Source organism: Actinomadura sp. (genome assembly GCF_044508335.1).
In the GTDB taxonomy this organism is placed as follows: domain Bacteria; phylum Actinomycetota; class Actinomycetes; order Streptosporangiales; family Streptosporangiaceae; genus Spirillospora.
In genome coordinates, this window is sequence record NZ_JBIQHY010000048.1 from 1 (window position 1) to 11127 (window position 11127).

The window sequence follows — 11127 nt, forward strand, 5'->3', positions numbered from 1 at the left end:
TCGCGGGAAGCGCCGCCACCGAGGTCTACGGGCTGATCGCCCGCGGCGCGCCTCCCGGCGTCGAGCGGGGGATCATGGTCGTCCTCTCAGAAGTACGTGCGGATCAGGTCGGTCACGGTGTGGTCGTCGTCCACGACCGGGATGACCTGCCACTTGTCGAAGGCCGTGCACGGGTGCGAGATGCCGAAGCAGACCAGGTCGCCGGGGCGGGGAGCCGGCCCGTCCACGGCCAGGTAGGCGTGGTGGTCGTTGGTGCCGGTGACGCGGAGCCCCTCGGCGGGCAGCACCGTGCCGTCCGGGCGGCGGACGCGCAGCGGGACCGGCAGGCCCGCGTCGTAGGGCGCCTCCCGCTTGCCCATCCCGACGATCGCGAGACCGGGTTCGGGGACGGACGTGACCTGCGCCCAGATCTCCAGCGCCGCGTCCAGCGACCCGGGGACCCGGTTGAACGGGGTCTTCTCCGTGTAGAGGCCGTCGTCGTGGGAGACGTAGGCGCCGCTCCGCAGCACCACGGTGAGGTCGTGGCCGGGCAGCCAGTCGCCGGCGAGCCGTTCGGCGACCTGGTCGAAGTAGGCGCTGCCGCCCGCCGTGACGACCACCTCGCGCGGCAGCAGCGGGGACAGCGCGATGGTCGCGTCCCGCAGCGCCTGCAGGTAGGCGGCGGCGGACGGGACGTCCGGCAGCCCGCCCTCGTATCCGGCGACCCCGGCCAGCTCGGTGCCGGGCGCGGCGGTGACGGCGCGGGCGACCCCGGTGAGCTGCTCGATGGTGCGGCAGCCGGTGCGTCCTCCCGCGTGCCCCAGCTCGACGAGCACCCTGAACGGGCGTTCCCCGGCCGCCGCGGAGATCGCGGCGACGCCCTCGGGGGAGTCCGCGTAGAGCAGGAAGTCCATGCCCTTGTCGACCTCGCCGCCCAGCCAGCGCAGCGCGGTCGGGTCGAGCAGCTCGTTGGCGAGCAGGATGCGGGGGACGCCGAGCATCCGGTAGGCGAGCACCTGGTTCGCGGTCGCCGCGGTGATGCCCCAGGCGCCCGCGTCGAGCTGCGCCCGGAACAGCGACGGCGCCATGGTCGTCTTGCCGTGCGGCGCGAACGCCAGCCCGTGCTCGGCGCAGAAGCCGGCGAGCGCGGCGATGTTGTGCTCAAGCGCCGTGCGCCGCGCCACCATGACCGGCCAGGTGAACGGGCCGCCGAACAGCGGGTGCCGGGCGGCGGCGAACTCCCGCAGCGAGACGGGCGCGGGCTGCCACAGGCCCTTCGTCCGCCAGTCGACGTGCTCGTCCGGAACGGCGAGGCTCACGGCTGGTTCCCTCCTTCGGTGCGGCGGCGCGGCCGGGACGACCCCGGCGCGCGCGAGATGTCCGGGCAGGTCCACTCCACCATCGGGCCGACCTCCCTGACCTACTGATGGCCCGGTACCGCCGGTCTCAATCCGCGAGGCGCCCCACCGGTGCGGGAGCCGGGGCGTCAGGCCGGCCTCAGGACCCGTCCCGGATTCGCCTGCCGGAGGACGCCGTCGTCCAGGACCGGGACGCCGTTGACGACGACGTGCTCGACCCCCTCGGCGAGAACGCGGGGATTCTCGTAGGTGGAGCGGTCGGTGACGGTCGCGGGGTCGAGGACGACGAGGTCGGCGGCGCGTCCCGCCTCAATGCGGCCCCGGTCGCGCAGGCGGAACCGGTCGGCGGCGCGCCCGGCCAGGTGGACGGCGGCCTGCTCCCACGTCCAGTCGCCCAGCTCGCGGACGTGCCGCCCCAGCAGCCGCGCGAACGCCCCCCACCCGCGCGGATGGGGGTGACCGCCCTGGTAGACGGCGTCCGACCCGGCCATCTGCGCGGGATGCCGCAGCAGCGCCCGCACCGACTCCTCGCTGTTGGTCGGCGGCTGCATGAACACGCACCCGGCCTCCAGCCGCGTGGCGACGAGCAGGTCGCAGCAGAACTCGCCGGGGCCCTTCCCCATGCGGGCCGCCGCGTCCGGCAGCGTCATGCCCTCCGCCCACCGGAACCCGTCGGCCGGGACGTGCGACAGCGTGACGCGAGGCCACACCTCGGCCCGGTGCGCGAACCACTCGGCCTCTAGCCTCTCCCGGACGTCCCGCCGGGCGAGCGCGTCGAGCGTCGCGTCGAGATCGGCGATCGGCAGCCACGAGGGCAGCGTGACCAGCGTCAACGTGCTGGACCCGCGCAGGTAGGGATAGCTGTCGAAGGTCAGATCGACGCCCTCGGCCCGCGCCCCGTCCACGAGCCCGGCCAGCTCGTCCTTGGGACCGTGGTAGTGCGACACGTGCGGAGCCACCCGCCCCGCCCGCGCGATCTCCAGCACCTCGGCCATCGCCCGCACGGCGTCGGCCTCGTAACCCCGCATGTGCGTCACATAGGGCAACCCGGCCGCGCCGACCGGCGCGCACAGCGCGGCGATCTCCCGCGCGTCCGCGTAGGCGCCGGGCACGTACTCCAACCCGGTCGACAGGCCGGCGGCGCCTTCCGACAGCCCCCGCTCGACCTCCGCGAGCATCGCGGCCAGCTCACCGGCGTCCGGCGCCCGCCGCGCGGTGCCCATGACGCCGTGGCGGATCGTCCCGTGCGGAAGCAGGTACACGGTGTTGAGCGGAACGCGCCGGTCGTACGTATCGAGCAGCTCCGCCACCGGCACCGTCCCGCCGTCCAAACCCGGATGGCTGCCGTTCACCGGTGCGAAATACCGCTCGACATACCGCAACGTCTCCGCGCCGGCCGGCGCGTAGGACACGCCGTCCTGCCCCAGCACGAACGTCGTCACGCCCTGCCGCAGCGCCGCGAGCTGCACCCGCGGGTCGAACACCGCCGCGTCCCCGTGCACATGGGTGTCGATGAAGCCCGGCATGACGTACCGGCCGGCGGCGTCGATCTCCCTGACCGCCCGCGCGCCCGCGATGCCCCCGACCTCGACGATCCGTCCCGCGGAGACGGCGACATCCGCGCGGCGTGCGGGCCCGCCGGTGCCGTCCAGCACCGTCCCCCCGCGAACCAGCAGATCGTACATCGGACCTCATTCACCCCAGGGAGGGGTCAGGGGCGGGGGCGGGGGCGGCGTAGGACGTAGGGCTTCACTCGGCCCAGGCCCTGCAGGGGGCGGGGGCGGAGGGAGGAGACTTCGTAGGTGTCGCGCGGGAGGGCTGCGGCCAGGGCGGGGCCTGCCAGGACCGTTCCCGGGTATGCGGTGGACGTCAGGCGGGCGGCCATGTTCACGGGGGTGCCGAAGACGTCGCCCAGGCGTTGGATCACTTCGCCGTAGGCGAGGCCAACGCGGACTTTCGGGAAGTCCGGGGCCTGGTTGAAGCGGTCGGCGATGCTGAGCCCGATGTCGGCGGCGGCGGACGGGGTCGGGGCGACGAAGAGGACCTCGTCCCCCAGGGTCTTGACGATGCGGCCGCCGGCCTCGGCGACGATCTCGCCGGTGGTCGTTTCGAAGCGTTCGATGAACGCCGCCAGGGCGTCGCTGTCGAGGCGCCTGCTCAGCCGGGTGAAGGACACGATGTCGGCGAAGCCCACGGCGAGGTGGGCGAGACCGGCGGCGGGATCGGAGTGGGCGGCCTCCGTGGTGGCGGCGGCGCGCATGCCGGCGGCGGTGAGCTGGCGGCGCCAGCCGTGCAGGAGGAGGCGTTCGAACGCGGGGCGCAGCTCCTCGGTGGCGGCGAGCGCGGCGGTGACCATGTCGGACGTGAGCGGTTCGGCGGACCGGAGCTCGCCGAGCCGGGCCAGCCACACGTCGCCGAGCCAGCTCGCGAGGCGCCCCATCGTCTGGCCCACGGCGCGGACCAGCTCAAGGACCATCTCCTCGTCCACCATGTCGTGGGCGAGCAGGTCCTTGATCTCGCGGAGGGCGGCGACGTCGCCGTCGGTGAACGCGACCTCGTCGTCGGGCGGGGCCGGGAAGCCGAGGGCCTGCCAGATGCGGCGCGCGTAGTCGTCCGGGACGCCGGAGAGGGTCTCGACCTCCTTGCGCGTGTAGCGCAGGGGGCCGCCGAGGAGGGTCTCCTCGATGTCGTCCGCCATGGCCGCAACCCTATGTGCCATCGAATAATGTAACAATGGGTGCGGGAGTAAGATCACGTCCATATGGCCGAGTACCGAATCGACGAGCTGGCGCGGCTGGCCGGAAGCACCGTGCGGAACATCCGCGCCTACCAGGACCGGGGGCTGCTCCCGCCGCCGCGTCTCGAAGGCCGCGTCGGGATGTACGGCGACGCGCACCTGGCGCGGCTCCGGCTGATCGGCCAGCTGCTCGGCCGCGGCTACACGTTCGCGATCATCAAGGACCTGATCTCGGCGTGGGAGACCGGCAAGGACGTCGGCGAGGTGCTCGGCCTGGAGAAGGTCCTGACCGACCCCTGGTCGGACGAGATCCCCGGCACCACCACGTATGAGGAGCTCGTCGAGAAGTTCGGCGCAGGGCTGGACGAGGACGAGATCGCCCGCGTCCGGCAGCGCACCGTCGAGTTGGGGCTGATCGAGCCCGACGGGGAGAAGTTCCGGGTGCCGAGCCCGCGGCTGCTGCACGTGGGCGCCGAACTGGTCGCCGCCGGCATCCCGCTCGACTCGGTGCTCGACATCGCCGCGGAGATCCGCGACGACTGCGACGTGATCGCCGGACGGTTCGTCAACCTCGTCCAGGAGCACGTGTTCGACCGGCTGGAGGGGAAGCCCGTCCCGGGAGGCGACGAGGTCGCCGAGGTCGCCGCCGTGGTCCGCCGCATGCGGCCGCTGGTGAAGATGGTCGTCGAGCCGTTCATCGCGCGGGCGATGGAGGCCCGCGTGCAGGAGGCGCTCGGCGAGCGCCTCGCCACGATCCGGGACGCCCTGGGGGAGGACGGCCGGGCCGGCGGCTGAGCCGTCAGAGCAGCGTGGCGCCCCAGACGACCTTCACCTGGTGCGCCGCGCCCTCGGAGTCGGTGAACGTCAGCGTGCCCTGACCGGGCAGGCCGATGATCGCCGTGCGGAGGGTGAGCGTCAGGTTCATCGTGCCGCCCTCGGACATGCCGCCCTGCATCTCCGAGAGGATCAGCCGGCTCGTCGAGGTCATCGCCGTCCACGTCACCGGGCCGCCGCTCGCGGTGAGGCTGACCTGCGCGGTCTTAGTGCCGTACATCTCGACCTCGGCGGGGCTCACGACGAGGACGCCGGGCCGCGCGGGCGGGTCGGCCGGCTGCGACGGCGGCGCCGACGGGTCCTGGGTCTGCTTCGGATCCTGCTGCGGCGCGGGCGGGCTCGACGGCGGCTGGACGGGACGGTTCTGCGTCCCCCCGCCCGGCGCCTGGGAGGGGCGCCCTCCGCCGCCGGAGCCGTCCGGAGGCGCCACCTTGGTGATGGACGGCTGCGGCTGCGTGCGGAACGGCGGCCAGGACAGCGTGCCGCCGCCGATGCCGGGCCCCATCGCGAACACCGCGATGAGCGCGGCGACCAGCGCGCCCGCCATGCCGCCCGCGGTGAACAGCCACCGGCGGGTGAACGGCGACGGCACGTCCGGCTGGCTGGGCAGGCCGGACGGGGTGAGCGCGCCGCCGCGCGCCGCGATGTCGGCCCGGTACCCGGCCAGCTCGGGGTCGGTCGCGGTGTGCATGACGCGGTGCCGCAGCGCCGCCGGCAGGATCGGCGCCGGCGCCCGGCGCAGCAGCGCGGCGGGCGACACCCGGCCGCGGCGCAGGCAGTCGACGCAGTCGGCGACATGCCGCTCGGTCTCGGGGTCGGCGGGGGAGTCGGCCGCGCGCCGGTGCAGCGCCCGCGCCAGGCGTCCGTCCGGGCGCGGCGCGGCGGCGGGGTCCGGCTCGTCCTGCGCCGCCGCGCGGACCGCCGGCACGGCGACCTCCGCCCGCCCCGCGGCGCACGCCCGCTCGGTGCGGCGGAGGACGTCCTGGAGCGCCGCCTCCAGCTCGGCGCGCCCCCGGCGGATCCGCGCCGCGGCCCGCCGCGGCGACAGGCCGAGCGCCGCGCCGAGCCGGGCCGGGCGCAGGCCGTGCCGGAACGCCAGGAACATGACCTCCTGGTCGACGGGCTCCAGCCGGGCCAGGCAGCCGCGGAGGAGGTCGTGCAGCTCGTCGGCGGGCGGCCATTCGAGCCCGAGGCCGTCGTCATCGGCACGGTCCACGAACGCGGCGTCGGCGAACTCGCCGTCCCGGTCCCAGAACAGCACCTTCGCGCGGCCCCGCCGGACGCAGCGGCGCCGCGCCGCGCCGTACAGCCAGGAGCCGAGGTGCAGGTGGTCGCGCATCCGGGGGGCGCGGCGGCAGGCGTCGATGAACGTGTCGTGGACGACCTCCGCGGCGGTCTTGCCGTCCCCCGTCATCGACAGGGCGTAGTCGTACAGGCGCTCGGCGTACTCGTCATAGAGCGCGGCGAGCGCCGCCTCGTCGCCTTCGTTCAGCCCCTTGACCAGTTCGCGGTCGGCTGAGCGTGCGGAGGTGGACAACCTGGGCATTCACGCTCCCGGCAGCGGCATGAGGGGTCCGCCCCCACGGGGGTCATCCGGACAATCAGCCCACCTTGCATACACCCGCGGACCCCATCTGCACCACATCATCTCCCGAAATCCACCGTTAAGGTAACACCCGGGAGGCTTATCGCCCCTCTCCGTAATCGCGCGGGTCGTGACCCGGTGCAGGGAATCCGGTCAGCCGATCTGGCGAACCTCCAGGTCACCGTCGGCGTAGCGGCGCCGCAGCACCTTCTTGTCGAACTTGCCGACGGACGTCTTCGGGACCTCGTCGATGAACGCCCACCGCTCGGGGAGCTGCCACTTCGGGACCCGGTCGGACAGGAACTCCCGCAGGCCCTCCGGGGTGACGGTCGCGCCGTCCCGCACCACGACGGAGGCGAGCGGCCGCTCCTGCCACCGCTCGTCGGGGACGCCGACGACGGCCGCCTCCACGATGTCCGGGTGCGCCATCAGGTGGTTCTCCAGCTCCACCGAGGAGATCCACTCGCCGCCCGACTTGATGACGTCCTTGGCCCGGTCGGTGAGGACGAGGTAGCCGTCCGCCGAGAACGTCCCCACGTCGCCCGTCCGCAGCCAGCCGTCGTGGAACTTGCCGGGGTCCTCGTCGAGGTAGTAGGCGCCGGTGATCCACGGCCCGCGGATCTCGACCTCCCCCACGGCCTCCCCGTCGTTCGGCAGCACCCGGTCGCCGTCCCCGACGACGCGCATCTCCAGCCCCGCGAGGACGCGGCCCTGGCTCATCCGCGCCCGCCACGCCTCCTCGCCGGAGGACTTCGCCGGCGGGTGCGCCACCGTCGCGACCGGCGACGTCTCCGTCATCCCCCACGCCTGGACGATCCGGACGCCGATCTCGTCGAACCCGCGCATCAGCGCCTCCGGCACCGCCGACCCGCCGCACGGCACGAGCCGCAGCGAGCTCAGGTCGGACCCGTGCTCCTTCGCGTACCGCAGCACGTCCGACCAGATCGTCGGCACCGCCCCGGCGATCGTCGGGCGCTCGGCCTCGATCAGCCGGACGAGCGGCTCCGCCTGCAGGTACCGGTCCGGCATGACCAGCGGCGCGCCCGCCATGATCGCCGCGTACGGCATGCCCCAGGCGTTCGCGTGGAACATCGGCACCACCGGCAGCACGATGTCGGACGCGCTCAGCCCGATCGCGTTGCCCGTGCACGTCGCCATCGAGTGCAGGTACGCCGACCGGTGCGAGTACACGACGCCCTTCGGGTTCCCGGTCGTGCCGCTCGTGTAGCACATCGCCGCGGCCGACCGCTCGTCGATCTCCGGCCAGTCGAACGTCGCCGGCGCCGCCGCCAGCAGCTCCTCGTACCGGTGCAGCTCCTTGCCCGCGCCCTCCAGCGGCGCCGCGTCCCCCTCACCGACCACGACCACGTGCTGGACGGTCTTCAGCTGCGGCAGCACCGGCGCCAGCAGCGGGATCAGCGACCCGTCGACGATGACGACCCGGTCCTCGGCGTGGTTCGCGATGTAGACGAGCTGGTCGGGGAAGAGCCGCAGGTTGAGCGTGTGCAGCACCGCGCCCATCGACGGGACCGCGAGGTAGGCCTCCAGATGCTCGGCGTTGTTCCACATGAACGTGGCCACGCGCTGGTCGCCGTCCACCCCGAGGCCGCGCAGCGCCCCGGCCAGCCGCGCGGCGCGCTCCCCGACCTCCGCGTAGCTCCGCCGCCGCGCCCCGTCCCCGGTCCAGGTGGACACCTCGGCGCCGCCGAAGACCTCCGCGCCGTAGCGCATGATCGTCGTGATCGTCAGTGGGAAATCCTGCATGGTGCTGAACACGTCACGCCTCCTGCCAGAAACGGCTTCCCAAGGTCTTTCTAGCCCAGAGACCAGGTGTTCGCCCAGGGGCAGAACCCACTGGCCGTGCCATTCAGTACAGCTCTCTGAGGCGGGCCATGGCTCGGGAGACGGTGGATTTCACCGTGCCGACGCTGACGCCCAGGACCTCGGCGATCTCGCGCTCGGACATGTCCTCGTAGTAGCGGAGCATGACGGCCAGGCGCTGGCGTTCGGGGAGGCGGTCGAGGGCGCGGCCGAGGGCGTCGTGCATCTCGCTGCGGTCGGTGTGGTCCTCGACGGGACGGTCCGGGAGCCGGTCGGTGGGGTAGACCTCGAGTTTGCGGCGCCGCCACCAGGAGATCTGCGTGTTGACCATGGCGCGGCGGACGTAGCCGTCGACGGCGGCGGGGTCCTCGATGCGGTCCCAGGCGAGGTAGGTCTTGGCGAGGGCGGCCTGCAGCAGGTCCTCCGCTTCGGCGCGGTCGGCGGCGAGCCTCATGGCCGTGCGGAGGAGGGCGGGCCTGCGTTCCGCCACGTACGCGCGGAACTCCTCGTTACGCGTCGCGTTCACAGCACCACCGGACCAAGGGGTTGGGGAGCCGGCGCCGGGCCGCTCCCGGGTATGGTCGACGATCGCAGGGAGATCGTGATTCTGGGCCTACACAAATCACATATCCGGGTCAACCAGTTCATAATCTTTACCCGAGGTAGATCAGACGTCCACCGGTGGCTGACTTATCGCGACAAATCCGTCGACAGGCGGGGTCACGGCACGTGAGCCTTGACGCAGCGTCTTCCCACCCATCGCCCAGAGTGATCAATGCCGGAGTGCCGCGATGCCGTCCCCCTTACGTGACGCGCGCAGCGATGCGCGCCGCCGCCGGCGTGCGGCCGTGTTCGGTGCGCCCCCCGGCCTCCCGGCGGCGGAGCCGCCGCTGCGGGCGGTGGGCGGGATCGTCCTGGACGCCAGCCCGCACCTGCTGGCGCTGGCCGCGGGCGGCACGGAGGTCCGGTTCGCGATGAGCGGGGACACCGGGATCTGGCACGGCGGGCGCGGGGGCCTCGCCGCGCTCCGGCCGGGCCGCCCGGTGATCGTCCGGCTGAAGGAGGGCGGCGCCGGCGCCGAGGGGACGGGCGGCCCGCTCGGCGGCCGGGGCGTCTTCGTCGCGGATCGGGTCTGGGTCGACATACGGCGGGTCGCCGGAACGATTCTGGCGTGCGGGAGGGACATCGTGGAGGTGGACATGGGCGCCCACCGCGGGCGCGCCCATGTGGTGATCCCCCCGCACGCCCTGCAGCGGGTGCTGGTCCGGCATCCGCGGCTGGAGCCCGGCTACCTGATCGACGTGATCTGCGTCGGTTCCCCGGACGGGCCGCGGGCGGTGCGCCCCGGCACGTCCCAGCCCGGATACCGGGCGGACGACCTCGCCGCGCCGGAGGCGACCGCGCCCGTCCCCGGGGTGCTGCGCGGGACGGCGACGTGGTTCGGGGAGGCCGGCGGTGAGACGCCGGACGGGGCGGCCTATCCGGCGGTCGACTCCGAGGGGGCCGCCGGGGGTTGCGCGGACGCCCCGTCCGGCTGCGTCCCGTTCCCGTACCTGTCGGTGGGCAGCCTGATCGGAGTCCGCAACGAGTGCGGGGGCCGGGCCGCGGCGGTGCCGGTGGTCGAGTGCGGCTGCACGGCGGCCCGGTTCTGCGACCGGTGCGTGGAGTGCGGCGCGTCGCCGCGCGGCCGGATCGTCGAGCTGACGCCGGTCGCGTTCGCCGGGCTCGGCGGCGAGCTCGACGCGGGCTGCTTCAACGCCTCCGTCCGCCCGGATCTGCCGGTGGAGGGGCCATGGTGACGGCGTTCCAGAACTCGCAGGTGCTGCTGCTCGCGGCGGTGCTGCTGGCCGCGTGCGCGGCGAAGCTGACGGTGCGCGAGCCGGCCGCGGAGGCCCCCGACCACGTGCACGGCGTGCCCGTGCCCGCGGGGCTCGCGCGGCTGACGGCGGTGCGCCGCAACCGCGGCATGACGGTCGGGCTCGCGGCCGGCGAGGGCCTCCTCGGGCTGGCGCTGCTGGTCACCTCGCACCTGTCGGTGCGGCTCGCGACGACGGTCGCGTTCGCGGCGGCGACCTGGGTGGTCGGCGAGCTGAGGGTCCGCAGGCCGGACGCCGGGTGCGGCTGCTTCGGCGGCCTCAGCGGCAAGAAGGTCGGGCGGCGCAGCGTGCTGCGGGCCGTGCTGTTCACCGGTGCGGCGGTCGCGTCCCTCGGCGCGCCGCTCGCGGGATTGGACGTGCTGCGGGACGTCCAATCCCAGGTCGGGCTCGTCCTCGCGGTCGAGCTGGCGTTGTTCGCGGCGCTGTCGCCGGAGCTGGCCGAGCTGGTGGAGCGGCGGCGCGCGCCCGCCGAGCCGCCGTGCGAGCGGCGGCGCAGCCCGCTGGCGGAGACGTACGCGACGCTCCACGAGAGCGCGGAGTGGGCCGCGTACGAGAACGCGGTCGCGAGCGCCGTCCCGCTGGACGTGTGGCGCGAGGGCTGCCGGCGGTTCGTGGTCTTCGCGGCCCGGGTGGACGACCGGGACGTGGAGATCGTGTTCGCCGTGTCCACCGCCGGACAGGACCGGGACGTGCGCGCGGCGGTGGTGACGCCCGAGCCGGCGGCGGCCGTCTAGCGCGCAGGACGGGTCACCAGCCGCCTTCGGCGCCCCCGCTTCCGAGCTCCTCTTCGTGAGTGTCGTACTCGTCCTCGCGGTGGGCCGAGTACGCGTCCTGCCCGTGGTAGGTGTCTCGCTCGGACGTGTACTCGTCCCCGGGGTGCGGCATCCGTCCGCCCTGGTCCTGCATCTCGTCGTAGCCGACGGCCTCGTCGTAGCC

10 protein-coding genes are annotated in these 11127 nt (G+C 73.9%); 3 read left to right on the forward strand and 7 right to left on the reverse strand.

The genetic code is table 11. From position 1 onward, the window contains the following. Positions 1-86: 86 nt before the first annotated feature. The 3 genes from ACIWVC_RS17960 to ACIWVC_RS17970 form a co-directional block, all read right to left on the reverse strand. A complete protein-coding gene (locus ACIWVC_RS17960) occupies positions 87-1298 on the reverse strand; it encodes an alanine racemase (RefSeq protein WP_396447385.1) in 1212 nt (403 codons plus the stop codon). Positions 1299-1465: 167 nt separating this feature from the next. Next, the gene (locus ACIWVC_RS17965; RefSeq protein ID WP_396454349.1) at positions 1466-3022 is read right to left on the reverse strand and encodes an amidohydrolase family protein; all 1557 of its coding nucleotides are present in this window, start codon (positions 3020-3022) and stop codon (positions 1466-1468) included. A gap of 26 nt (positions 3023-3048) precedes the next feature. Further along, complete coding sequence (locus tag ACIWVC_RS17970; RefSeq protein WP_396454350.1) at positions 3049-4035, reverse strand: adenylate/guanylate cyclase domain-containing protein; 987 nt, start codon at positions 4033-4035, stop codon at positions 3049-3051. 63 nt (positions 4036-4098) lie between these two features. Between ACIWVC_RS17970 and ACIWVC_RS17975 the strand changes: the two genes are divergently transcribed. Further along, the gene (locus ACIWVC_RS17975; protein WP_396447388.1) at positions 4099-4869 is read left to right on the forward strand and encodes a MerR family transcriptional regulator; all 771 of its coding nucleotides are present in this window, start codon (positions 4099-4101) and stop codon (positions 4867-4869) included. 4 nt (positions 4870-4873) lie between these two features. Here ACIWVC_RS17975 and ACIWVC_RS17980 read toward each other — a convergent pair whose 3' ends face one another. The 3 genes from ACIWVC_RS17980 to ACIWVC_RS17990 form a co-directional block, all read right to left on the reverse strand. Further along, positions 4874-6454, reverse strand: a complete 1581-nt coding sequence (locus ACIWVC_RS17980) for a sigma-70 family RNA polymerase sigma factor (RefSeq protein WP_396447389.1) — start codon at positions 6452-6454, stop codon at positions 4874-4876. Positions 6455-6646: 192 nt separating this feature from the next. Continuing rightward, the gene (locus ACIWVC_RS17985) at positions 6647-8269 is read right to left on the reverse strand and encodes a long-chain fatty acid--CoA ligase (protein ID WP_396454351.1); all 1623 of its coding nucleotides are present in this window, start codon (positions 8267-8269) and stop codon (positions 6647-6649) included. A gap of 91 nt (positions 8270-8360) precedes the next feature. Next, entirely contained in the window at positions 8361-8840 is a 480-nt protein-coding gene (locus ACIWVC_RS17990) for a SigE family RNA polymerase sigma factor (protein WP_396447391.1), read from the reverse strand. A gap of 322 nt (positions 8841-9162) precedes the next feature. Between ACIWVC_RS17990 and ACIWVC_RS17995 the strand changes: the two genes are divergently transcribed. After that, complete coding sequence (locus ACIWVC_RS17995) at positions 9163-10113, forward strand: hypothetical protein (protein WP_396447392.1); 951 nt, start codon at positions 9163-9165, stop codon at positions 10111-10113. Beyond that, on the forward strand, positions 10107-10925 hold the full coding sequence (locus ACIWVC_RS18000) for a MauE/DoxX family redox-associated membrane protein (RefSeq protein WP_396447393.1): 819 nt from the start codon (positions 10107-10109) through the stop codon (positions 10923-10925). The genes ACIWVC_RS17995 and ACIWVC_RS18000 overlap by 7 nt, the downstream gene beginning before the upstream one ends. A 13-nt stretch (positions 10926-10938) precedes the next feature. On the opposite strand, the gene ACIWVC_RS18005 is transcribed toward ACIWVC_RS18000, so the two are convergent. Beyond that, the coding region (locus ACIWVC_RS18005; protein WP_396454352.1) for a hypothetical protein at positions 10939-11127 on the reverse strand (189 nt) is incomplete at its 5' end.

Bases quoted from the DNA above. Each gene is read 5' to 3' on its own strand.
- ACIWVC_RS17965 (WP_396454349.1), bottom strand. From the start codon at position 3,022: ATGTACGATCTGCTGGTTCGCGGGGGGACGGTGCTGGACGGCACCGGC.
- ACIWVC_RS17975 (WP_396447388.1), top strand. From the start codon at position 4,099: ATGGCCGAGTACCGAATCGACGAGCTGGCGCGGCTGGCCGGAAGCACC.
- ACIWVC_RS18000 (WP_396447393.1), top strand. From the start codon at position 10,107: ATGGTGACGGCGTTCCAGAACTCGCAGGTGCTGCTGCTCGCGGCGGTG.
- ACIWVC_RS17970 (WP_396454350.1), bottom strand. From the start codon at position 4,035: ATGGCGGACGACATCGAGGAGACCCTCCTCGGCGGCCCCCTGCGCTAC.
- ACIWVC_RS17980 (WP_396447389.1), bottom strand. From the start codon at position 6,454: ATGCCCAGGTTGTCCACCTCCGCACGCTCAGCCGACCGCGAACTGGTC.